This is a genomic window from Nocardioides sp. CCNWLW216 (assembly GCF_037120545.1).
In the GTDB taxonomy this organism is placed as follows: domain Bacteria; phylum Actinomycetota; class Actinomycetes; order Propionibacteriales; family Nocardioidaceae; genus Nocardioides; species Nocardioides lianchengensis.
This window is the reverse complement of the sequence record NZ_JBBBBJ010000001.1, coordinates 82,879-105,758: the sequence shown is the minus strand read 5'-3', so window position 1 is coordinate 105,758 and position 22,880 is coordinate 82,879. Positions and strand designations below refer to the sequence as shown.

At 71.9% G+C, this 22,880-nt stretch carries 22 protein-coding genes; 7 read left to right on the top strand and 15 right to left on the bottom strand.

What is annotated here, in order from left to right; all coding sequences use genetic code 11:
* Positions 1 to 68 precede the first annotated feature (68 nt).
* The 4 genes from V7S47_RS00410 (at position 69) to V7S47_RS00395 (ending at position 5,157) form a co-directional block, all read left to right on the top strand.
* The gene (locus tag V7S47_RS00410) at positions 69 to 572 is read left to right on the top strand and encodes a MarR family winged helix-turn-helix transcriptional regulator (RefSeq protein WP_336559771.1); all 504 of its coding nucleotides are present in this window, start codon (positions 69 to 71) and stop codon (positions 570 to 572) included.
* 81 nt (positions 573 to 653) lie between these two features.
* Positions 654 to 3,863 (top strand): fused isobutyryl-CoA mutase/GTPase IcmF, encoded by a 3,210-nt coding sequence (icmF, locus tag V7S47_RS00405; RefSeq protein ID WP_336559770.1) that lies wholly within the window; start codon positions 654 to 656, stop codon positions 3,861 to 3,863.
* A gap of 92 nt (positions 3,864 to 3,955) precedes the next feature.
* Entirely contained in the window at positions 3,956 to 4,450 is a 495-nt protein-coding gene (locus V7S47_RS00400; protein WP_336559769.1) for a thioesterase family protein, read from the top strand.
* Positions 4,447 to 5,157, top strand: coding sequence for a helical backbone metal receptor (locus V7S47_RS00395; RefSeq protein WP_336559768.1), 711 nt, complete (start codon positions 4,447 to 4,449; stop codon positions 5,155 to 5,157). Before V7S47_RS00400 ends, V7S47_RS00395 begins: the two co-directional genes overlap by 4 nt.
* Positions 5,158 to 5,247: 90 nt before the next feature.
* Here the strand turns inward: V7S47_RS00395 and V7S47_RS00390 are convergent, their stop codons facing one another.
* The 11 genes from V7S47_RS00390 to V7S47_RS00340 form a co-directional block, all read right to left on the bottom strand.
* Positions 5,248 to 6,288, bottom strand: coding sequence for an App1 family protein (locus tag V7S47_RS00390; RefSeq protein WP_336559767.1), 1,041 nt, complete (start codon positions 6,286 to 6,288; stop codon positions 5,248 to 5,250).
* A gap of 118 nt (positions 6,289 to 6,406) precedes the next feature.
* Positions 6,407 to 7,180 (bottom strand): enoyl-CoA hydratase-related protein, encoded by a 774-nt coding sequence (locus tag V7S47_RS00385; protein ID WP_336559766.1) that lies wholly within the window; start codon positions 7,178 to 7,180, stop codon positions 6,407 to 6,409.
* On the bottom strand, positions 7,177 to 7,755 hold the full coding sequence (locus tag V7S47_RS00380; protein ID WP_336559765.1) for a rhomboid family intramembrane serine protease: 579 nt from the start codon (positions 7,753 to 7,755) through the stop codon (positions 7,177 to 7,179). The genes V7S47_RS00385 and V7S47_RS00380 overlap by 4 nt, the downstream gene beginning before the upstream one ends.
* Positions 7,756 to 7,881: 126 nt before the next feature.
* Positions 7,882 to 8,145, bottom strand: a complete 264-nt coding sequence (locus V7S47_RS00375) for a GIY-YIG nuclease family protein (protein WP_336560424.1) — start codon at positions 8,143 to 8,145, stop codon at positions 7,882 to 7,884.
* Between the two features lie 168 nt (positions 8,146 to 8,313).
* Positions 8,314 to 9,321, bottom strand: a complete 1,008-nt coding sequence (locus V7S47_RS00370; RefSeq protein ID WP_211753188.1) for a cytochrome d ubiquinol oxidase subunit II — start codon at positions 9,319 to 9,321, stop codon at positions 8,314 to 8,316.
* A complete protein-coding gene (locus V7S47_RS00365; RefSeq protein ID WP_336559764.1) occupies positions 9,318 to 10,727 on the bottom strand; it encodes a cytochrome ubiquinol oxidase subunit I in 1,410 nt (469 codons plus the stop codon). The genes V7S47_RS00370 and V7S47_RS00365 overlap by 4 nt, the downstream gene beginning before the upstream one ends.
* A 52-nt stretch (positions 10,728 to 10,779) precedes the next feature.
* Positions 10,780 to 11,439: a dihydrofolate reductase family protein gene (locus V7S47_RS00360; RefSeq protein WP_336559763.1), complete on the bottom strand. Its 660-nt coding sequence runs from the start codon at positions 11,437 to 11,439 to the stop codon at positions 10,780 to 10,782.
* Positions 11,436 to 11,705, bottom strand: a complete 270-nt coding sequence (locus V7S47_RS00355; RefSeq protein ID WP_336559762.1) for a hypothetical protein — start codon at positions 11,703 to 11,705, stop codon at positions 11,436 to 11,438. The genes V7S47_RS00360 and V7S47_RS00355 overlap by 4 nt, the downstream gene beginning before the upstream one ends.
* Before the next feature lie 290 nt (positions 11,706 to 11,995).
* On the bottom strand, positions 11,996 to 12,859 hold the full coding sequence (gene folP, locus V7S47_RS00350; RefSeq protein WP_090860714.1) for a dihydropteroate synthase: 864 nt from the start codon (positions 12,857 to 12,859) through the stop codon (positions 11,996 to 11,998).
* A complete protein-coding gene (locus V7S47_RS00345; RefSeq protein ID WP_336559761.1) occupies positions 12,856 to 13,752 on the bottom strand; it encodes a glucosyl-3-phosphoglycerate synthase in 897 nt (298 codons plus the stop codon). The genes folP and V7S47_RS00345 overlap by 4 nt, the downstream gene beginning before the upstream one ends.
* A 52-nt stretch (positions 13,753 to 13,804) precedes the next feature.
* Positions 13,805 to 14,932, bottom strand: coding sequence for a hypothetical protein (locus tag V7S47_RS00340; RefSeq protein WP_336559760.1), 1,128 nt, complete (start codon positions 14,930 to 14,932; stop codon positions 13,805 to 13,807).
* Between the two features lie 146 nt (positions 14,933 to 15,078).
* Here V7S47_RS00340 and V7S47_RS00335 point away from each other — a divergent pair, with 146 nt between their 5' ends.
* Together V7S47_RS00335 and V7S47_RS00330 are read left to right on the top strand one after the other, a co-directional pair.
* Positions 15,079 to 15,696, top strand: a complete 618-nt coding sequence (locus V7S47_RS00335) for a TetR/AcrR family transcriptional regulator (RefSeq protein ID WP_336559759.1) — start codon at positions 15,079 to 15,081, stop codon at positions 15,694 to 15,696.
* A gap of 448 nt (positions 15,697 to 16,144) precedes the next feature.
* Positions 16,145 to 16,267 (top strand): hypothetical protein, encoded by a 123-nt coding sequence (locus V7S47_RS00330; protein WP_336559758.1) that lies wholly within the window; start codon positions 16,145 to 16,147, stop codon positions 16,265 to 16,267.
* A gap of 32 nt (positions 16,268 to 16,299) precedes the next feature.
* Here the strand turns inward: V7S47_RS00330 and V7S47_RS00325 are convergent, their stop codons facing one another.
* From V7S47_RS00325 to V7S47_RS00310, 4 genes are all read right to left on the bottom strand, one after another.
* Positions 16,300 to 19,821, bottom strand: coding sequence for a M1 family aminopeptidase (locus V7S47_RS00325; protein ID WP_336559757.1), 3,522 nt, complete (start codon positions 19,819 to 19,821; stop codon positions 16,300 to 16,302).
* 149 nt (positions 19,822 to 19,970) lie between these two features.
* Entirely contained in the window at positions 19,971 to 20,594 is a 624-nt protein-coding gene (locus V7S47_RS00320; protein ID WP_336559756.1) for an N-acetylmuramoyl-L-alanine amidase, read from the bottom strand.
* Between the two features lie 269 nt (positions 20,595 to 20,863).
* Entirely contained in the window at positions 20,864 to 21,868 is a 1,005-nt protein-coding gene (gene galE, locus V7S47_RS00315; RefSeq protein ID WP_336559755.1) for a UDP-glucose 4-epimerase GalE, read from the bottom strand.
* A gap of 310 nt (positions 21,869 to 22,178) precedes the next feature.
* Positions 22,179 to 22,331 (bottom strand): hypothetical protein, encoded by a 153-nt coding sequence (locus tag V7S47_RS00310; RefSeq protein ID WP_336559754.1) that lies wholly within the window; start codon positions 22,329 to 22,331, stop codon positions 22,179 to 22,181.
* Positions 22,332 to 22,444: 113 nt separating this feature from the next.
* Between V7S47_RS00310 and V7S47_RS00305 the strand changes: the two genes are divergently transcribed.
* Complete coding sequence (locus V7S47_RS00305) at positions 22,445 to 22,612, top strand: hypothetical protein (RefSeq protein ID WP_170867226.1); 168 nt, start codon at positions 22,445 to 22,447, stop codon at positions 22,610 to 22,612.
* Positions 22,613 to 22,880: the final 268 nt, after the last annotated feature.

Sequence of the window (22,880 nt, the reverse complement as noted above, 5' to 3'; positions counted from 1 at the left end):
CGACAACCACCGACGACCGGGATCTGTTCCGCGCGGACCCAGGGCGTGTCACGCCCTACGCTGGCCCGGTGAGCCCCGACCGCGACCCCATCCGCGAGGCGCACCGGCAGTGGACCCGGCACGGCTGGTCCGAGGCCGCCGACGGGATGGCGATGGTGACCTCCGTGGTCCGCGTCCAGCAGCTGCTGATGGAGCGCATCGACGCCGTGCTGCGCCCGCTCGGGCTGACCTTCGCCCGCTACGAGGTGCTGCGGCTGCTCTCGTTCTCGAAGGCCGGCGGGATGCCCATGACCCGCCTCGGCTCGCTGCTCCAGGTCCACCCGACGAGCGTCACCAGCGCCGTCGACCGCCTCGAGCGGCAGGGGTACGTCGAGCGGGTCCGCCGCAGCGACGACCGCCGGGTCGTGGTCGCCTCGATCACCGCCGCCGGCCGCGCGGTGGTCGAGACCGCGACCACCGGGCTGAACACCGAGGTCTTCGAGCGGCCCGGTCTCGAGGCCGACCGGCTCGCCGCCCTCACCGAGCTGCTCGGCGCCGTCCGCGCCAGCGGCGGCGACCTGGTCGACGGCTAGACGGGTGGTTACTTCCCCGTAGGTCCGTGGACGTCCTACTATCAAATAGTTGGACATCCAATCTTCTCCCCCGAGGCGGCCATGACCGACTTGCACGTCCCCCAGCACCCCGTCCGCCTCGTCACCGCGAGCAGCCTCTTCGACGGTCACGACGCGTCCATCAACATCATGCGGCGGATCTTCCAGAGCCAGGGCTGCGAGGTGATCCACCTCGGGCACAACCGCTCCGTGCAGGAGGTCGTCGACGCGGCCCTGGAGGAGGACGCCCAGGGGGTCGCGGTGTCGTCGTACCAGGGCGGGCACCTCGAGTACTTCGAGTACCTCGTCGAGTCGCTGCGCGCCCAGGGCGCCGACCACATCAAGGTCGTCGGCGGCGGGGGCGGCGTGATCGTGCGCGAGGAGATCGAGCGGCTGCGCAGCTCCGGCGTCACCATCTTCTCGCCCGAGGACGGGCAGCGGATGGGCCTGGTCGGGATGATCAACTCCGTCGTCGCCGACTGCGACTTCGACCTCTGGAGCGGCAAGCAGGTCGGCGCCGACCAGGTCATCAGCGGCGACCGGTTCGCGATCGCCCGCGCGATCACCGGCGCCGAGGGCGGCCGGCTGCCGGCCGACATGGTCGCCGCGCTGCGCGACGCCGCGGCCGCGCACACCACCCCGGTCCTCGGCATCACCGGCACCGGCGGCTCCGGCAAGTCCTCCCTCACCGACGAGCTCGTACGACGCTTCCGCGTCGACCAGCAGGACAAGCTCCGGGTCGCGGTCATCGCCGTCGACCCGACCCGGCGACGCGGCGGCGGGGCGCTGCTGGGCGACCGGATCCGGATGAACTCCCTCGACGGCGACCGGGTCCTGTTCCGCAGCCTGGCCACCCGCGGCGCCCACGAGCTGCCCGACCACCTCGACGACGTCATCACCGTGGTCAAGGCGGCCGGCTTCGACCTGGTCGTCGTGGAGACCCCCGGCATCGGCCAGGGCGACGCGGCGATCGTGCCGTTCGTCGACGCGTCGATGTACGTCATGACGCCCGAGTTCGGCGCCGCGTCGCAGCTGGAGAAGATCGACATGCTCGACTTCGCCGACGTCGTCGCGATCAACAAGTTCGAGCGCCGGGGCGCCAAGGACGCGCTGCGCGACGTCGGGCGCCAGCTGGTCCGCAACCGCGAGGCCTTCGGCCAGCAGCCCGACGACATGCCCGTCTTCGGCACCTCCGCCGCGACCTTCAACGACGACGGCGTCACCGCGCTCTACCAGCACCTGCGCGGGGTGCTCACCGAGAAGGGCCTGGACTTCGCGGAGGGCGCGCTGACCCCGGTCGACGTACGGCACTCCTCCGGCATCCGCCAGGTGGTGCCGACCGAGCGGGTCCGCTACCTGGCCGAGATCACCGAGACGGTCCGGGCCTACCACGCCGAGACCGAGAAGCTGGCCGCCGCGGCCCGCCGCGCCCAGGCCTACCGGCTCGTGGCCGACGACCTCGGGAGCGCCGACCTCGCGTCCGACACCGACGCCGATCTCGCCGGTCGAGTAGCGAGCGCCAGCGAGCGTATCGAGACCCACCTCCCCCCGGACCTCCGCGAGCAGATCGCCGGCTGGCCGGCCGTCGTCGAGTCCTACTCCGGCGACGAGCAGGTCGTGAAGGTCCGTGACAAGGAGCTGCACACCAAGCTGACCCGGGAGTCGCTCTCGGGCAACAAGATCCCCCGCGTCGCGCTCCCGTCGTACGCCGACCACGGCGAGCTGGTGCGCTTCTGGCGCCGGGAGAACCTGCCGGGCTACTTCCCCTTCACCGCGGGCGTCTTCCCGTTCAAGCGGGACGGCGAGGACCCGGCCCGGATGTTCGCCGGCGAGGGCGACCCCGCGCGCACCAACCGGCGCTTCAAGATCCTCTCCGCCGACGGCGACGCGAAGCGGCTCTCGACGGCGTTCGACTCGGTCACGCTCTACGGCCGCGACCCCGACGAGCGGCCCGACATCTACGGCAAGGTCGGCACCTCGGGTGTCAGCGTCGCCACGCTCGACGACATGAAGATCCTGTACGACGGGTTCGACCTGCTCGCCCCCAGCACCAGCGTCAGCATGACCATCAACGGCCCCGCCCCGACCGTGCTGGCCTTCTTCCTCAACACCGTGCTCGACCAGGCCCGGGCGGCCGGCGTCGACGACGCGACCGCGCTGGCCACGGTCCGCGGCACCGTCCAGGCCGACATCCTCAAGGAGGACCAGGGCCAGAACACCTGCCTGTTCTCGACGGAGTTCAGCCTGCGCTGCATGGCCGACATCCAGGAGTGGTTCATCGAGCAGCAGGTGCGCAACTTCTACTCGGTGAGCATCTCCGGCTACCACATCGCCGAGGCCGGGGCGAACCCCATCAGCCAGCTCGCGTTCACCCTCGCCAACGGCTTCACCTACGTCGAGGCCTACCTCGCCCGCGGCATGGACATCGACGACTTCGCGCCCAACCTGTCGTTCTTCTTCTCCAACGGGATGGACCCCGAGTACTCCGTCATCGGCCGGGTCGCCCGCCGGATCTGGGCGGTCGCGATGCGCGACAAGTACGGCGCAGGTGAGCGCTCGCAGAAGCTGAAGTACCACGTCCAGACGAGCGGCCGCTCCCTGCACGCGCAGGAGATGGACTTCAACGACATCCGCACCACGCTGCAGGCCCTGATCGCGATCTACGACAACGCCAACAGCCTGCACACCAACGCCTACGACGAGGCCGTCACCACCCCCACCGAGGACTCCGTGCGCCGGGCCCTGGCCATCCAGCTGATCATCAACCGCGAGTGTGGCCTGGCCATGAACGAGAACCCCCTCCAGGGGTCGTTCATCATCGACGAGCTGACCGACCTGGTGGAGGCCGCCGTCCTCGAGGAGTTCGACCGGATCAACGAGCGCGGCGGCGTACTCGGCGCGATGGAGACCGGCTACCAGCGCGGCCGGATCCAGGACGAGTCGATGCTCTACGAGCACCGCAAGCACGACGGCACGCTGCCGCTCATCGGCGTGAACACCTTCCTGAAGAAGGACGCCGAGGGCGCCACCCCGGTGACCGTCGAACTGGCCCGCGCCACCGAGACCGAGAAGCGCTCCCAGCTGGACCGCGTGCACGCCTTCCAGGAGGCGCACCGCACCGAGGCGGAGGCGGCGATCGACCGTCTGAAGGCCGCCGCGACCTCCGGCGGGAACGTCTTCGCCGTCCTCATGGACGCCGCCCGCGTGTGCACCCTCGGTCAGGTCACCGAGGCGTTCTTCGAGGTCGGCGGCGCCTACCGGCGCAACGTCTGACTCCCCCGGTGGTCGAGGTGCGAGCGAGCCGAGCCTCGAAACCCGGTGAGGCGGCGGAATGGCCGGGGACCGACCCGGATACCCTGCCGACCGTGAGCACCCTGCCGACGTACGACGACCTGGCCGCCCTCCCCGCCTACAGCGACCGGCGCGTGCCGGTGGCGTTCGAGGACATCAACGGCCACATGAACGTGAAGCACTACATCGGGATCGCCAGCGAGGGGCTCGACGAGGCGCTCACCGAGGTCGGCATCCCGACCAACTGGGCCGACAAGGGCTTCGCGGTCTTCTCCGCCGAGCACCACCTGACCTACGTCAACGAGCTGCTGACCGGGGACAACGTGTCGGTGCGGGTGCGGCTGATCGGGCGCTCGGAGCGGGCGATCCACGTGGTCGTCTACCTGCTCGACGACACCCACAAGCAGCTCAGCTACGTGATGGAGGAGATCTTCCTCCACATCGACATGACCACCCGCAAGACGTCGCCGTGGCCCGAGGACGTGGCCACCAAGGTCGACGCCCGGGTCGCCGAGCACGCGGACCTGCCCTTCGAGCCGGCCCTGTCGGGGACCATCAGCCTGCGGTGACCCTCGACCGGGTGGTCTCGCTGGTGCCCTCGATCACCGAGGCCCTCGCCAGCGTCCGCCCGGACGCGCTGGTCGGGGCGACCGACTGGTGCACCCACCCCGCGGACCTCGTCGTACGACGGGTCCGCGGGACGAAGAACCCCGACCTCGCGGCGATCCGCGACCTCGCGCCCGACCTGGTGATCGTCAACCGCGAGGAGAACCGGGAGCTCGACGTACGGCGCCTGCGCGAGGCCGGCGTACGCGTCCACGTCACGGTGATCGAGACGGTGCCGCAGGCGGTCGAGGTGTTCGAGGAGCTCTTCGACGACGTCCTCGGCTGGGCGCGACCGGAGTGGCTGGCGACCGCCCGGGACCTCTGGTGCGGGCCGCTGCCGCCGGTGCGTCGCCGGGTGGCGATCCCGATCTGGCGCGACCCGTGGATGGTGGTCGGCGCGCGCACCTTCACCGGCGACCTGGCCCGACGCCTCGGCCTCGAGAACGTCTTCGCCGACTCCCCCGACCGCTACCCCCACGTCTTTGTCGCCGACGTCGAGGCGGCCGGGCCGGACGTCGTGCTGCTGCCCGACGAGCCCTACGTCTTCACCGCCGACGACGGCCCGGAGGCCTTCACCACCCCCACCGAGCTGGTCAGCGGTCGGCTGCTGACCTGGTACGGCCCCTCCCTCGTCGAGGCGCACCGCTCGCTGAGCTCGTCGGTCGAGTAGCCGCTCGCCGCCCGCTGGTCGAGTAGCCGCCGAGGAACGAGGCGGCGTATCGAGACCCACCAGGTGTCTCGATACGCTCGCTGGCGCTCGTTACTCGACCGACGAAGGCGGGACCAACCCCAGGTCCCGGAGCGCGGCCACCATCGTCGCCGTGTCGGGCGCGAGCACGAACGGGACGTCCTGGTCCCAGCCGTCGGTGACCGCCTCGACCCGCCCGTCCCCCGGGTCGAGACGCACCTCGCGGATGCAGACCGCGAGGATCCGGCCGGGGTGCCGGCGGACCGTCTCGGCGTAGATCTGCGGGTCGTGCTCGGCGGAGTCGCCGACCAGCACGAACCGCAGGTGGGGGTGGAGGCCGAGCACCTCCTCGATCCGCTCGCGCTTGCGGCCTCCGGCCACCAGGTCGCGCAGCAGCACCGGCCCCGTCGGGAAGCCGCGGTGGGCGAGGAAGCCGAGCAGGAAGTCGTGCAGGTTCCACGGGCTCGAGGAGACGTAGAAGAACGGGTTCCGGTCGTCGGGCCGGGCCAGCGCACGGTAGAGCTCGGGCGCCCCGTCGAAGGTGGTCCGGGTGAGCGCGGACCCGGTCAGCGTCTGCCGGATCATCGTCCAGGTCCGCTGCACGCCGGTCACCAGGATCGTGTCGTCGACGTCGGAGAGCACCCCCAGCTCGGCCCGCTCGTCGCTGACCCGCACCAGCACCCGCGCGGTCGCCTCACGGATCCCGCGGTACGGCGCCGCGAGCCGGATCGTCCCCTCCGACCACGGCGCGCTCAGCTCGCAGTCGCTCAGCTCCACGCGGAAGTAGCCGTCGTCGTCGGTGACCGCCTCGGCCTCCGCGCCGCCCACCTCGACCCGCAGGTGCACCCCCGGGAGCTCGCTGGTCACGAAGCCGGCCACGCTGCGTCGTACCGCCGCCCACGGGGTCTCGCCGTCGATCGTCTCCGCCGGCTCCGGGTCGTCGAGCACCCGGCCGCGGACGACGACGCGGCCGGTCCCCTGCTGGTCGGCGCTGCCGTGGCCGACGTACGCCACGATCCGGAAGTGGGCCGGGACCTTGTCGCCCCACCGCGACCGGAGCAGCGAGTCCCACCGCCGCTCGAGGCGGCCCAGGACGACGCGTGCGCGGCTCATGCCCCGGAGGCTACCCAGACCCGAGGGCGAGCTGTGGGGGCGGACGAGCGGCCGGACCCGCCCTCAGGAGGGGCGGCGGTCACGTTCGCCCCCGTGGGGCGCCCTGGTCCCGGGCTACTCACCGGAAGGCGGGCCTCTCCTTGGCCAGGAACGCCCGCACCCCCTCGGCGAAGTCGGGTCCGGTGTAGACGTCGCGGAGCACCGCCTCGTCGTCGCGCGGGGACGCCTCGGCGACCTGCGCTCGGGCGTGGAGCTGGGCCTTCGTGGTGCGCAGGGTGACGCCGGAGGCGGCCCGGATCCCGTCGACGAGCGTGGCCAGCTCGCCGTCCAGGTCCTCGACGACCCCGAGCAGCGCGCCCACGGCGTAGGCGCGATCGGCGTCGACGAGCCGGGAGGCCAGCAGCATCTCGCGGGTCAGGGACTCTCCGAAGACAGCGGCGGTGCGGTAGACGATCGAGGCGGAGAGGGCGTTGCCGAGGGTGCGCGCGATCGGGTAGCCGAACCGGCTGCCGGGGGTGGCGACGCGCAGGTCGCAGTGCGACGCGACCGCCAGCCCGCCGCCCACGCAGACCCCGTCGACCGCGGCGACCGTGACCTGCGGCAGCGCGAACAGCGCCTCCAGCAGCTCCCGGATCCAGCCCTCGTAGGCCACCGCGTCGGCGTCCACGAAGTCACTGATCTCGTTGCCCGCGGCGAAGGCCTTGCCGCCCGCCCCGCGCAGCACCAGCACCCGGACGCCGGCGTCCGCCCGCAGCTCGTCGCACAGCTCGCGGAGCCCGGCGTACATGGCTCGGGTGAAGGCGTTGCGGCGCTCGGGGCGGTTGAACGTCACCTCGACCACGCCGTCGGACCGGCGCACCAGCAGCTCGTCGCTCACACCCTGCTCAGTCATGCCCGGGAGGCTACCGATCGGTCCGGCCGCAGCACCCAGGCGGCGACCACGCCGCCGACCGCCCCGAACAGGTGCCCCTGCCAGGACACCCCCGGATCACCCGGGAGCACGCCCCAGAGCAGTCCGCCCCAGATCACCAGCACCCCCAGGCCGATCAGCACCTCGGCCAGGCTCCGGTTGAGGACACCACGGACCAGCAGGTAGGTCATCCAGCCGAAGATCAGCACGGACGCCCCGATGTGGACGGTGTACGACGGCGCCACGAGCCAGGTGCCGAGCCCGCCGACGACCCAGATCACGCCGGTCGCGGCGAGGCCGCGGGCGATCCCGGTCGCGAGCACCAGGAAGCCCAGGACCACGACCGGCACCGTGTTGGCCTCCAGGTGCCCCCAGCCCCCGTGCAGCAGCGGCGCGAAGGCGATCCCGAGCAACCCCTCGGCGTCGCGGGGACGTACGCCGTACTGGTCGAGGCGGTGGTCGGCGACCGAGTCGACGATCTCCAGCACCCACAGCAGCACCACGAACCCGCCCACCAGCCCGATCGCCTGCTGCCAGACCGGCCTCCGCGTCTCCATCCCCCCACCCTGCCAGCCCCACCCACCCACCCGGCGGTCGAGCAGCGCCCCGGTGGTCGAGCAGCGAGGCCGCGCTAGCGGGCGAGCGTCCGTCGAGACCCCCGCAGCCAGCCGCCAACCCTCCCCTCACATCAACGGCGGCAACGTCCGTCCACGAGCGAGCCCCGGGAGATCGTCGAAGCGACCCTCGATCAACGCGATGCGCGTTGCCCGCCCCCAGTTCTGCACCTGCTTCTCGAAAGCGAAGGCGTCGTCGACGCGCGCGAACTCGGCGCACCAGACCAGACGGACCGGACGACGCCGCCGGGGCCGCGTGTAGGCGGCACCCTCCCCGTTCTGATGTCGGCTGAAGCGAAGGTCGAGGTCGGGGTGCTGCCGACGTAGAAGGATCCGTCAGCGCACTCGAGGATGTACGTCCACGCCATGATCGAAGATCTCGCGATCGGTCGACGACGTCCAGGCCTGCTCACTGAGCTGTGAATGGAGGTCGTTTGCGGGCTGCGGGGGTCTCGACGGGCGCTCAGGACTTCGTCCTTCGCTGCTCGACCACCGGGCGGGCTAGTGGTCCGGCCTCGTCCACGCCTCGGTCTGGGTGAGCCGGTAGAGGTAGGCGAGCGAGGGGAGCACCAGGGCGGCGGCGATGGCGGCGGCGATCAGGACCCCCTGCAGCGTCGCCCGGGCGCCGGCGGCGTCGGCGATGGTGACCTCGTCGACGAGCAGCCAGGGGTACTGGGCGACGCCCCAGCCGAGGACGACGGCGGCGACGGCGAGCAGCGCGGCGGGGCGGGCCAGGGCGAAGCGGCGGGTCCAGAGCAGCCAGAGGGTGGCGGCGCCGGCGAGGAAGGACAGCACGATCAGCGGTGCGGCCCGGGTCTCCAGGCCGTCGGCGAGGGTCGGGGCGTCGCGCTCCAGCGGGACCAGCGCGGCGAAGACGACGGCCCCCGTGACCAGGCCGACCGACAGGGTGCGCAGCCGCAGCGTCGCGGCCAGCCCCGCGGAGCCGGCGCGGGCGGCGTCGGCGGTCAGGAAGACGCCGGCGAGGAAGGCGCAGGTCCCGACGGCGATCACGCCGCCGAAGATCGAGGTGGGGTTCACCCAGGACCCGATCAGCTCACCCCGGCCCGACGCCGGCACCCGCCCGGACGCGATCGCCCCGGCGATGGTGCCGAAGAAGAACGGCGTGACGACCGACGACAACGCGAAGACGACGCCGAAGAATCGGGCCTGACCGAGCGTCTCGGCGTACTTGCGGAACGCGAAGCTCGCGCCCCGCAGGACGATCCCGAACAGCGCCAGGAACATCGGCAGGATCAGCGTCTCCATCGCCGCCGCGAAGGCCTCGGGGAACGCCGTCCACCAGGTCACCAGCACGTAGATCAGCCAGACGTGGTTGGCCTCCCACACCGGGCCGATACTCCGGTCGACCTGGGTGCGCAGCTCGGCACCTCGCTCGGAGCCCCCGGCGGTCAGGTCGAAGAAGCCCGAGCCGAAGTCGGCGCCGCCGAACAGGGCGTAGACGACGACACCGACGAACATCGCGGCCGCGACCGCCATCTCGAGGGTCACGACGGCTTCTCCGACGACGCGAGCGTCTCCACGCGGGGCCCGTACGGCGAGGGCAGGTCCTGCTCGCCCGCCCGCCACCGGCGGGCCATCGACCGGATCACGATCGTCGCCCCGACGGTCATCAGGGCGTAGACCACGGTCGTGATGCCGAGCAGCCACCACAGCCCGGAGTTGTTCCCGGCCGCCTCGGGGGTCCGCATGATCCCGTAGACGATCCACGGCTGGCGGCCCACCTCGGTGGCGATCCAGCCGGCCTCCAGCGCGACCACTGCGAGCACGCCGGTGATGGACACGAACCGCAGGAACAGCCGCCTCTCGAGCAGGTCGTGCCCCCGCCACCGGGCCACCCAGAAGATCACCACGGCCAGGGCCAGCAGGGTGCCGATGCCGACCATCGACTGGAACGCGAGGTGCGTCATGTTGATCGGCGGCTGGTCCTCGACGGGGATGGTGTCGAGGCCCTGGACCGGCTTCGTGAACGAGTTGCGGGCGAAGAGCGAGCCCAGGTACGGGATGTCGATCGAGTAGCGGACCACGCCGTCGATCAGCACCCCGCCGATCCGCAGCGGCGAGGCGCCGGAGTCGGTCTCGGTGGCCAGCTCGAACGCCGCCAGCTTGGCCGGCTGGGTCTCCGCGAGCCGCGACCCGAGCAGGTGGCCGACCACCGGCTGCAGGACGGCGGAGACGCTCGCGAACCCGAACGGCACCAGGAACCCGAGCCGGTGGTAGCGGTCGCGCCGGCCCTTCAGCAGGCCGACGGCGTACACCGCGGCGACCGAGAAGCCGGCCACCATGTAGGCCGCGACCCACATGTGCAGGAACTGCCAGAACGCGTTCGGGTTGAACAGCACCGCCCACGGGTCGATGTTCGTGACCTCGCCGTTCACGAGGTCGAACCCGACGGGGGCGTTCATCCAGGCGTTGACCGTGAGGATGCAGTAGGTGCCGACGACGCCGGTGATCGCCATCGGCAGCACGAACCACAGGTGCCGCCGCGGGTCGATGCGTCCCCAGCCGTAGAGGTAGATGCCGAGGAAGATCGCCTCCAGGAAGAAGGCCAGCCCCTCGAAGGCGAACGAGAGGCCGACGACGTCGCCGTACGTCCCCATCAGGCCGGGCCACAGCAGGCCCATCTGGAAGGCCAGCGCGGTGCCGGACACCACGCCGATCGCGAACAGCACCGCCGACACCTTGGCCCACCGGTGCGCGAGCAGCAGGGCGGTGTCGTCGCCGCGCCGGACCCCGCGCCAGTGCATCCAGAAGATCATCGCCGGCAGCGCGACGCCGAAGCAGGCGAGCACGATGTGCCAGCCCAGCGACAGCGCCATCTGCTGCCGGGCGGGCATCAGTCCCGCAGGGTCGAGGTCCGAGGTGAGCGCGGTGATCAGGAGGTCAGGCGTGGCCACCCTGACGACGGTACGCCGAACCGAACGCGTTCAGAACCGTTTGTGAAATCTTTCACGAAGTGATCAGCCAGCGCCCGAGCAGGGTCCCGTCCTGCTCGAGCAGCGTGTTAAGCACGAGGGGTACGTCGACCGGCGGCCCCGCCGCGATCCGGGGGTGGTCGCCCCCGACCACCCGGGGTACGACGGTCGCGCAGAGCTCGTCGGCCACGCCCTGGTCGAGCAGGTCGCGGAGTAGGTGCGGCCCGCCCTCGGCCAGCAGGCTGGTGTGGCCGAGGGCCACCAGCCGGCCGCGCAGCAGCGGCAGGTCGACCCGGTGCTGCCCGCAGACCAGGACGTGCTCGGCCCCGAGCAGCTCACGCGCCGCGGCCAGCCCCGGGGAGGTCGCCACGGTCGCCATCAGCACCCGCCCCGGGTCGGCCCCGCGGAGCGACTCCGGGACCTCCGCGGAGCGGCTGACCAGCACGATCGGGACGTCGGCGGGCCGGTAGCCCTCCGCGCGCGCCGTCCCCGCCCCCACCAGGACCGCGTCCGCGAGGCGCCGCAGGGTGGCGAACACCTCGCGGTCGGCCGGGTCGTTGATCGACCCGCTGCGCCCGTCCGACCCGGTGGCGGCACCGTCCAGCGTGCTGACCATGTTGACCCGCAGCCACGGCAGCCGCGGCACGGCGTACAGGTCCTCCAGGGGACCCTCGGTGCCGATCAGGACCCTCACGACCACTCCCACCTCATCACCCAGTACCGGACCCCGAACGGGTCCTCGTCGTAGTCCACCTGCGCCGGTGTCCCGGCCGGCAGCAGCCCGAACAGCTCGCGGATCCCGTCGAGCGACGCGAGCAGGTCGTCCCCGAGCGCGAAGTCCGACCATCCGGCGTCACTCGACGAGAGCGCCGTCCGCAGCCCGTCGTCGAACGCGAACGACCGCTCGTCCAGGTGCCCCGGCGCCTTCTCCGAGCGCCGCGCCGACCCGTTCCCCACCACCAGGTAGGAACCCCCCTCCGGTGGTTGAGGAGGGACGAAGTCCCGTCTCGAAACCCCCGCAGCCGAGAGGAGCGAATGACCCACCCGACACCCCTGCGGATCCCCCACCACGACCACGTCCGACCCCAACCAGGACACCGCGTCGAGGCACGCCAACCGCAGGTCCAGCACCGGGTCGCTCAGCCCGGCGTACGACGGCAGCAGCGCCAGCACCCCCGGCACCAGGACGGCTCTCGTCGGTCGAGTAGCCCCCGAGGAACGAGGGGGCGCATCGAGACCACCGTCGAGACTCACTGCAGCCCCCGGATCGCCCGCGCCGGCAGCCGCCGCCCGGCGATCGTGTTGACCATGTCGACCGTCTGCCGGGTCTCGACGACCTCGTGCACCCGGAAGATCCGCGCGCCGGCCAGCGCCGCGACCGAGGTCGCCGCGAGCGTGCCGGTCAGCCGCGAGCCGACCGGCAGGTCGAGCGACTCCCCCACGAAGTCCTTGTTGGACAGCGACACCAGCACCGGCCAGCCGGTGTCGACCATCTCCCCGAGCCGGTGGGTGAGCTCCAGCGAGTGGAAGGTGTTCTTGCCGAAGTCGTGGGCCGGGTCGATGACCACCGAGCGGCGGTCGACGCCGGCGGCGACGGCCCGGTAGGCGTAGGCGACCGTGTCCTGGATGGCCGAGCGGACGACGTCATCGTACTCCACCCGGTAGGGGCGGGTCCGCGGCGTCGCGCCGCCGGTGTGGGTGCAGATGATCGCCGCGCCGAAGGCCGCCGCGACGTCGACCAGCTCGGGGTCGGCGCCGCCCCAGGCGTCGTTGAGCACGTCGGCGCCCGCCTGGCAGACCGCCCGCCCGACCGAGGCCCGCCAGGTGTCGACGGAGATCACCAGCGAGGGGTACGCCGAGCGCACCCGCGCGACGAAGTCGACGACCCGCCGCTTCTCCTCGTCCTCGGAGATGTTCTCGCCGGGGGCGGCCTTGATGCCACCGATGTCGACCATCTCGGCACCCTCGTCGACCACCTGGGCGACCCGGTCGAAGGCCTTGTCCTCGGCCCAGGTCGCGCCCTTGTCGTAGAACGAGTCGGGCGTGCGGTTGACGATCGCCATCATGATCGTCGCGTCGTCGGGGAAGTGGTGCCGACCCAGCTTCAGCGTCATGCGCCGACCCCCACCGCGGGCGGCCGCTCCGTCACGGGTACGGCGACCTCCTCGAGCGTCATCCCGGCCCCGAACTGTCTCAGCGTGATCTCGTCCGCGTGGTGGCTGTGCGTCGAGCGGGCCCAGCCGGCGGTGAGGATCTGGGTGGCCATCGCGCCGAGGTCGCGCAGCGCCTGGTGCCGGTGCGCGCGGCGGCCCAGGTCGACCTGCGCGATCGCGTCCATCCCGTGGGCGCGCCAGGTGTCGACCAGCGCGGCCAGCTCGACGGCGTACCCGGTCGGCACCGAGAGCGAGGCGAACAGCGATCGTCGTACGGCCCACTCGCCGGCCAGCGGCTGCACCAGCCCGGCCAGCGGCGGGAAGAGCAGCGCGACCAGCGGCCGCGCGACCAGCTCGGTGACCCGCCCGCCCTCGTAGGCGCCGTCCTCGCCCGGCCGCTCGTAGAAGCCCTTCACCAGCGACACCTCCGGCTGGGTGAGCAGCGGCCCGAGCAGCCCGGGCACGAAGTGGGTGTCCCAGTCGAGCAGGTCGGCGTCCATGAAGACGATCACGTCGCCGGTGGTCACGAAGAGCGACTTCCACATCGCCTCGCCCTTGCCGGGCCGGGAGCCGAGGTCGGGGCGGACCTCGGCGGAGCGGTGCACGACCGCGCCGGCGTCGGTGGCGACGTCGTAGGTGTCGTCGGTGGAGTCGGAGTCGATCACCACGATCTCGTCGACCAGCGCGACCGTCTCGACCAGGGCCTCCCGGACCCGGGTCACGACGTCGCCGACGGTGGCCGCCTCGTTGCGGGCGGGCACCACCAGACTCACCCGCTGGTCCCCCTTCGCGGCGAGCAGGTCGTCGAGCGACCAGTCGTCCCAGCGGTGCGTGTTGCGCGCGAACCAGGTCACGGGGCGAGGGTATCCGCGACGGCAGAACGCACCGCCGTGGTCCCTCGCGCCGCTACTTCTTGGTCTTCGTGGGTGCCTTGGCCTGGAGGGTCAGCGTCCGGTAGCCGGCCTTGGTCGCGGTCGCCTGCAGCACGACGCGCTTGCCGACCATCTTCCTGGTCAGCTTCAGCGACGCCTTGGTGCCGACGACCTTGGAGCCGACCCGCCAGCGGTAGGCGACGGCCGTGCCGGCCGGGAGACCGCTCGCCCGGGCGCGGAGGGTGCGCCCGGCCTTCGGCTTGCCGACGATGCGGACCTTGCCGGCCGCGAAGGTCGCCGGAGCGACCGCGGCGGTCGCGGCGCTGGCTGCCGAGGCGACCGTGTAACCCGGCTTCGAGGCCGTCACCCGGACGCTGAGCGGGGCGCCGAGGTCGGCGAGCCCGAGTCGGTACGACGACGCGGTGGCCCCGGCGACCGGCGTACCCCGGCGCAGCCACTGGTAGGCCAGCGCCGCGTCGGCCGGCCAGCCGGACGGGCGGGCGCTGAGGGACTGACCGAAGCGGGGCGCGCCGGTGACGGTGACGCTGCCGGCGACCATGGTCGCGGGGACGACCGGGGCGGTCGGCTCGCTGGTGCGGACCACCTTCGAGTAGCCGGGCCGGGTGCTGGTGACCCGCACGGACAGGGCGGCGTCGACGTCCGCGACGGTCGCGGTGTACGACGCCGCCGTGGCGCCGAGGATCGGCGTGCCGCCGCGCAGCCACTGGATGGCCTGGGTGGTGCCGATGTCCCAGGCGCCGATGGTGGCGTCGAGGCGGTCGCCGTACCGCGGCGTGCCCGCGACGGTCGGGACCGGCCGCAGCGTCTGCTGCTCACCGAGGATGGTGACCGGCGCGCTGACGACGCGGGTGTCGTCGAACCCCTGCTTGGAGCCGGTGACGGCCACCTGGAATGCGACGTCGATGTCCTGCTGTCGCAGGGTCCAGGCGGGGCCGCTGGCGCCGGGCTCCTTGACGCCGTCGAGGAGCCACTCGTAGGACAGCGCGGTGCCCTCCGGCCACTCGCCCGCGTTGATGAAGATGTTGTTGCCGGCCTTCGGCTCGCCCGTCAGGACGGGGGTCGGCGCGGGCGTGATGGGCGCGGCGTACGACGGGCCGGTCTGGAGGCCGACGAGGCCGCCCACCGCCAGAGCGAGGGCCACAGCCCTCAGGATCGTCCGTCGCCGCCAGGTCGGGTGCACATGGGTCACGGCGGGACTATGGCACGCCGATCGCGGTCCCCGCGGGGCTTTCGGAGTGTTGGTGACGGGGCGCGGGCCACACTCGACGGCGGTGGTTGAATGCGGGAGTGTCCTCCCCCGAGCCCGCGACACCCGCCGAGCCGGCGCGCCGCCCCCGCGGGCGCCCCCGGGACCCGGGCGCCGAGGGGCGGATCCTCGACGCCGCCCTCGAGGAGTACGGCGAGCGCGGCTGGTCGGGCTTCACGATGGACGCGGTCGCCCGACGGGCCGGGGTCGGCAAGTCGACGGTCTACCTGCGCTGGCAGGACAAGGACTCGCTGCTGATCGACGCCGTCGACGCCCGCACCGGCGGCATCGAGGACGTCGACACCGGCAGCTTCCGCAGCGACCTGGTCGAGCTCTCGGCCAACCTGTTCCGCCACTACCTCGACCCGGCCGGCTGGGCCACCCTCCGGCTGGCCGTCGACGCCGCCGCCTCCCCCTCCGCGCTCGGCACGTTCAGCGCCCGGGTCGCCGAGCAGCACACCGCCGCGGTCCTGGCCATCGTCGGCCGGGCCGTCGCCCGCGGCGAGGCGGCCTCCGATCTGCCCCCGGCGCCGCTGGTCTTCAGCCTGTACGGCGCGGTCACCATGCAGACCCTGACCCTCTCCGGCTCCGACCGGCAGCTGCCCGACGCCGAGATCCGCCGCCGGGTCACCGAGCTCGTCGACTTCCTCCTCCGCTGACCCGAGAGTCGGGCTCGACCGGTGCCGACCCTCGGCTCACCGGGTTTCGAGACGGTTGCCAGAGCAACCTCCTCAACCACCGGAAACACCCCACCCGGTGGTTGAGGAGGGACGAAGTCCCGTCTCGAAACCCCCGCACACGAACACCGACGTCCAGCCCACCGGGTTTCGAGACGGTTGCCAGAGCAACCTCCTCAACCACCGGAGCACCCCACCCGGTGGTTGAGGAGGGACGAAGTCCCGTCTCGAAACCCCCGCACACGAACGCGCTCGTCCAGCCCACCGAGGGTTTGGAGACGATTGCCAGAGCAACCTCCTCGACCACCGAGGGGCGTCGACGTCGAGACCAACCGGGGAAGCCCCTCAGCCCCGCGGCGGATAAGCCGATGGATTGACCATGACCGGGGGATCAGAGGAAACAACGACCTGCGACGTCTGCTGGGCACTCGTGCCCCGGACGATGATGACCTTCCACCGGGACTGGCACGACGGTCTCGCCCAAGCCGTCGCCGCGGAGCGCACGGACGTCCCCGGGCTGGTCGCGGTCGAGCCGCGACGCACGGCCTGCTGACGCAGGCCCCCCGGGGACGTCCGTCCCTGCTGCTACTTCTTCTTCTTGACCTTCGCGGTCGCCCGGCTGGTCACGGTCTTCGTGACGTAGCCGGCCTTGGTGACGGTCACCTTGACGGTGACCTTCTTGCCCGCGGTGGCGGCGCCGAGCTTCACCGTGGGCCGGGTGCCGATCTTCCGCGACCCGGCGTACCAGGCGTAGCTGACCTGCACGCCGCTGCCGAAGCCGGTCGCCCGGGCCCGGAGGGTGCGGCCGACCTTGGCCTGCCCGGTGATGGTGGCCCGACCCGACCCGAGGGTCGCGCGGGCGACCGCACCGGACGCGGCGCTGACCTCGGTCACGGTCGTGTAGCCCGGCTTGGTGCCGGTGACCGCGACGGTGATGCGGTCACCGAGGTCGGCCACCCCGAGCCGGTACGACGTGCCCGTGGCGCCGGCGATCGGCGACCCGTTGCGTCGCCACTGGTAGGCCAGCGCGACACCGGCGTCCCAGCTGCCGGCCGCGACGGAGAGCGTGCTGCCGAAGCGGGCGGTGCCCACGAGGCGCGGCACCGGGGTGCTCGCGATCGTGGCCGGGGCGACCGTGACCGGCTCGCTCTCCACCGTCACGCTGGTGTAGCCGGGCTTGGTGCCGGTGACCGCGACGGCGACCTCCTTGCCGAGGTCGGCGGCGCCGAGGTCCAGCGTGGGACCGACCGCGCCGGCGACCTCGGTGCCGTCGACGATCCACTGGTAGGCCAGCGTCACGCCGCCGTCCCAGGTGCCGGCGTCGGCGGTGAGCGTCCGGTCGACGATCGCGTCGCCGGTGAGGACCGGCTTCGGCGTCGTCACGAGCGTCGCCGCCGCCACGTTCACCGCAGCACTCGTGCGCGTCACCGTCGTGTAGCCAGCCTTCGTGCCCGTCACCGCCACCGTCAGCGCCTTGCCCAGGTCAGCCGCGACCGGCGTGTACGACGCGGACGTCGCGCCGCTCACCGGCGTACCGGCCACGCTCCACTGATAGGTCAGCGCCGTCCCCGACGTCCACGTCCCGGTCTGAGCCGAGACCGCAGCATCCACCGTCGGCGTCCCCGACAGCGTCGGAACCGGAGCGGTCCCGATCGTCGCCGCCACCACGTTCACCGCAGCACTCGTGCGGGTCACCGTCGTGTAGCCGGCCTTCGTGCCCGTCACCGCCACCGTCAGCGCCTTGCCCAGATCAGCCGCGACCGGCGTGTACGACGCGGCCGTCGCGCCGCTCACCGGCGTACCGGCCACGCTCCAGGCGTAGGTCAGCGCGGTGCCGGCGTCCCAGCTGCCGGTCACCGCGGTGACCGCGGTGTCGACCGTCGGGGTGCCCGACAGGGTCGGGACGGGGCTGGAGGTCTGCGTCCCGGCCACGACCGTGACCGGCTCGCTGGTCCTCGTCACCGGGAGGTAGCCCTCCTTGCTGCCGGTCACCGTGACCGTCAGCGCCTTGCCCAGGTCACCCGCCACCGGCGTGTACGACGCGGACGTCGCCCCGTTCACCGGCGTACCGGCCACGCTCCACTCGTAGGTGAAGGAGGTGCCGGCGGCCCAGCCCGCGGTGGTGGCGCTGAGCGCGGTCCCGACGGTCGGCGTACCGGAGAGGGCCGGGTCCGCGGCGGGGGTGATCGGGTGGGCGTCGACCGACGCGTCGGTCGCGCAGCCGGCGGTGGAGCAGAGCCCGCCGAGGCCGGTCGGCACGGCGGTGGCCTTCAGCGTGTCGCTGGAGGCGTCGCCCTTGACGACCACGTCGAAGGACGCGGTGGCCGAGGTGCCGGTCGCCGTCGAGGGCACGGTCCAGGTCAGCGTGGTGCCGTCGAGGGCCAGGCCGTCGGGCAGGGTGCCGATGGTCGCGTCGTCGAGGACGTCGGCCAGGTCGACCTTCACGACCCCGTTGGCCAGCACGACCTTGCCGACGTTGGCGGCGGTGAGCTGGTAGGTCAGCGTCGCGCCGGGCTCCACGACCCCGGAGGCGGGAGTGCTGGCCAGGGCGAGGTCGTACTTGCTCGGCCAGGCCGGCTTGTCGCCATCCATGATCCAGTCCTGCCAGAAGGCGTCGAGGTCGCGGCCGGAGATCTCCTCGGCCAGCGCCTTCAACTCGTCACCGGAGCGGCTCTGCCCGCCGTACCGGGTCTGCCACTGCTTGACGACCTTCAGGAAGTCGACGTCGCGGAGGGCGGTGTTGAGCGCACCCCAGAACTGCGCGCCGCGCGTGTAGGTCTGGTAGCCGTAGATGTTGACCGGGTTGGTCTGCGCACCGGGCGGGGTGGTCCAGCTGGCGCTGGTGGCTGCGGTGTTGTTCCAGTTGTTGTAGTACGACGTCTCGACCGCGGCCGGGTTCGGCGTCGCGGCGGCGAGCACGTTCGTGTAGTACGTCGGGCCGTAGGTCGCCATGCCCTCGTTGATCCAGATGTCGGTCCAGAGCTTCGGCGAGACGTTGTCGCCGTACCACTGGTGGACGAGCTCGTGGATCAGGGTGTTGCCGTTGACCGTGTTGGTGTTCGGGAAGAACGAGCGGTCCTGGGTCTCGAGCGCGTAGTTGATGCCGCCCGGGACGGTGTCGATGACGACGCCGGTGCTGTTGCCGGGGTAGGGCCCGTAGATCTGCTCCAGCCGGCTGATGATCGTGCCGAGCTGGGCGCGACGGTTGGTGATCGTCGTCTTGTTGGTCGTCGACAGCGACGAGTCCATGAACGACCACTCCGGGATGACCCGGCCGTCGGACAGGGTCACCTGCGACTCGATGACGTCGTACTTGCCGATGGAGATGATGATCAGCTCGCTGGCCATCTGCTTCTGCTGCACCCACCGCCAGGTGGTGCGGGTGCCGTCCTCGCTGAGCGTCTTGGCGGCCAGCTCCCCGTTGCCGACGACCGCGCTGGGGCCGGCGCCGGTCGCCGAGGTGATGGTGCTCGGGATCGTGGTCGTGAAGGACCAGGTCGCCTTGTCACCGGGCATGTTGTTGTGCGGGATGCCGGCCATCGCGCCGACCGGCTGGCCCATGAAGGTGGCGCCGTCGGCGGTCGAGGCCCAGCCCTCCCACGAGCCGTCGGGGTCGACGTGGTGGTTCGGGACGCCGTGGTAGCTCACGACGGTGGTGAACTCGCCCTCGACCGGCGTCGCCGGCGTGACGATGAGCTTGTACTTGATCGCGGCGGCGTCGATGACCCGCTCGTACGACGCGGGCTGGCCGTTGACCGTCACCGAGTCGATGGTGAGGCCCTCGAAGTCGAGCGAGAACGTCTTCAGCGGGGCGCCGGTGGTCTTCGCCAGCATCGTGGTGCTGGCGGAGTTGAGGACGCCGGTCATGTAGTTGCTGACGACGCCGGTCGCGCTCCAGTCCATGACGACGTCGTAGTTGAGGGCGTCGTACCCACCGTTGCCGACGTTCGGGAACATCGCGTCGCCGGCGGTCTGCGCCCCGTCGATCGGGTCGGCCGCGTGCGCGGGGGCGGCGATGCCTGCCAGGCCGCCGGCCATCAGCATGATCGGGACGGCTCTGGCCGCCGTCCTGCGCCACCAGGGGTGGGGGCTCGTGTTCTGGGTCATCTGCATCCTCACTGTTCGGATCCGACGGGCCCGAGCCCCGAGCGACCGTAAGCAGCGAAGATTTCGGGGGTGTTAAGGATGACTCCCATTGTCTGACAACTTCTGGGCGCCTCGATCCACGGCGACGTGCGACGTCGCCGGTGGTGCGATCAGCGAAGCTCGGCGGCGATCGCGCCGCTGAGCGCCCGGGCGTACGACGCCCGCCCCCGCGCCGTCCGCATCCGCCGGGCGTCGCGGCGGTCGTGCATGTTGCCGAGCTCGACCATCGCGGTCGGCACCCGCGAGAGGTTGAGCGTCGCCAGGTCGGTGCGCTCGTCGAGCCCGTCTCCGCCCGCGATGTAGTTGGCCACCGGGATGCCGGACCGGCGCAGCGACGACCGCACCTCACGCGCCAGCCGCGCCGACGCCTTCCGCTCCGGCAGCGTGATCACGTGGAACCCGCGGGCCCCGACCGCATAGCTGCCGTCCGCGTGAATGCTCAGCATCAGGTCGGCGTGCGCCCGGTTGCCGGCCCGCCCGCGCCGGTCGACGCACGGCCCCCACCGGTCGTCCCGGTTGCTCTGCCGGGTCAGCACCACCCGCGCCCCCTGCGCCTCGAGCCGCCTCTGCACCAGCCGCGCCACCCGCCAGGTGAACGTCGCCTCCGGGAACCCGCCGTCCGTCGCCGTCCCCGTGGTGTTGCACGGCTTGCGCTGCCCCCGCCCCGCCGGCACCAGCCGGTTGATCTCGCGCGGGAAGTTCCGGTTCCCCAGCTGGTGCCCCGGATCCAGCACCACCACCTTCCCCGCCAGCGCACCTTCCGCTGCTCGAGGTGCGAGGTCCCACGCTGGTTGAGGTGCGAGGGCCCCCCGGGCCCGAGCCTCGAAACCCGGCGAGCCGAGAGTCGACGCCCATCGCTCGACCCCCACCGGTGGTTGAGCAGGTTGCGCAGCAACCGTGTCGAAACCCCCCACCGGTGGTTGAGCAGGTTGCGCAGCAACCGTGTCGAAACCCGGCGAGCCGAGCAGCAACACCAAGGCCCCGAGCACCGCCGTACGACGCATCACTCGTAGCCCAGGATCTCCTGGCGCTTCTCGCCCCAGGCCAGCGCGGAGGCGATGGCGTCGGTGATCGACAGCTCGGTGCGCCAGTCGAGCAGCGCGGCGGCCTTGTCGGCATTCGCGTACGCACCGACGGCGTCACCCGGCCGCGGCGGCGCCTCGGCGAGCGGGACCGTCTGACCGAAGACCTCCTGGAAGGCCTCGACGAGCTCGCGGACCGTCGTACCGTCGCCGCTGCCGAGGTTGATGACCACGCTCGGCTCGCCGACCTTCGCGATGACGTCGTCGAACCGCTCGACCGCCCGCACGTGGGCGCGCGCGATGTCCCAGACGTGGATGTAGTCGCGGATGCCGGTGCCGTCGCGCGTGGGCAGGTCGGTGCCGGTGATCGTGAACGCGTCCTTCTGCCCGCGCGCGGCCATCACCAGCTGGCCCAGGACGTGCGAGGGCTCCTTGGCGTAGATGCCCGACTCGAGGTCGGGGTCGGAGCCGATCGGGTTGAAGTAGCGCAGGATGATCGCGCGCAGCTCGGTCGCCGCGGCGACGTCGACGAGGACCTGCTCCATCATCAGCTTGGTCCGGGCGTACGGCGACGTCGGCGCCAGCGGGTCCTCCTCGGTGACCTCGAACCCGTCCTTGGTCGCATAGAGCGACGCCGAGGACGAGAACAGCACCCGGTGCTTGCCCAGCGCGGTCAGCTCGTCGAAGAGCTCCAGCGACTTCGCGACGTTGTCGCGGTAGTACTCGTACGGCTTCTCCACCGACTCCGGCACGACGATCCGCGCCGCCATGTGGATGGTCGCGTCGAGGTCGGGGTGCTCGTCGACGATCCGCCGCAGCAGCTCCCGGTCCGAGATGTCGCCCTCGTAGAAGATCCGGTCCCGCACGAACGCCTGCGGCCCCACGAGCAGCGAGTCGAGCACCACGGGCGTGTGCCCCGCCACCTCGAGCGCCTTGCACGTGATCGACCCGATGTAGCCGGCACCGCCGGTGACCAGAACCTTCATGCCAGCACCCTACTGACGCCCCGGCCCTCACCGCCCCCGTCGGTCGCCGCCGTCGGTCGCCGCCACCGTTGGTTGAGCAGGTTGCGCAGCAACCGTGTCGAAACCCCCGCAGCCCACAGCCACCGCCGGCCCCACCGATGGTCGAGCAGCAAGGCCGCGCTGGCGGGCGAGCGCCCGTCGAGACCCCCGCAGCCCACCAGCAACGCCACGCCAGATGGTCACCCCCGGCGCTCCACGCCGGTGGTTGAGCAGGTTGCGCAGCAACCGTGTCGAAACCCCCGCAGCCCACAACCAACCCCGGCCCGAAGGACTAAGCCGCGACCGACCCCCGCACCGACTCCGCCAGCCTCTCCGGCACGTACTCCGGCGACGACTGCCGCAACGACCGCCCCACGGCCACCGCCAGCGGCAGCGGTACGACGCACCACGCGAGGGCGAGCAGCCCGACGACGAACCAGATCATGCAACGAGTGTGCGACCCGCTCCTGCACAGCACGCCCAACCGAAGTTCACCTACCGGTAACGCCCCGGTACCAACCTGGTTTGACCCACGTCACACTCGGGCACTCCTGCTCCATGGCGTCCTTCGACCTCTACCTCGGTCAGCTCTTCGAGCGCGCCGAGGAGCCCCTCACCACCCCGTTCGAGGACTGGTGCCGCGAGCACGCCATCCACCCTGAGGCCTGGGGCGCCTGGGAGCGCTTCGAGCTCGACCAGGCCCGCACCGCCGCAAAGGCCGGCTGACCAACCCCACCGGCCGACCTCGACTCCTCGCCGGTCGAGCAGCCCGTGAGGAACGAACCGGCGCCCCGGTCGCTGGTCGAGCAGCCCGCGAGGAACGAACGGGCCTCCCTCGCTGGTCGAGTAGCCCGTGAGGAACGAACGGGTGCCCCGGTCGCTGGTCGAGTAGCCCGTGAGGAACGAACGGGCCTCCCTCGCTGGTCGAGTAGCCCGTGAGGAACGAACGGGCCTCCCTCGCTGGTCGAGTAGCCCGTGAGGAACGAACGGGCCT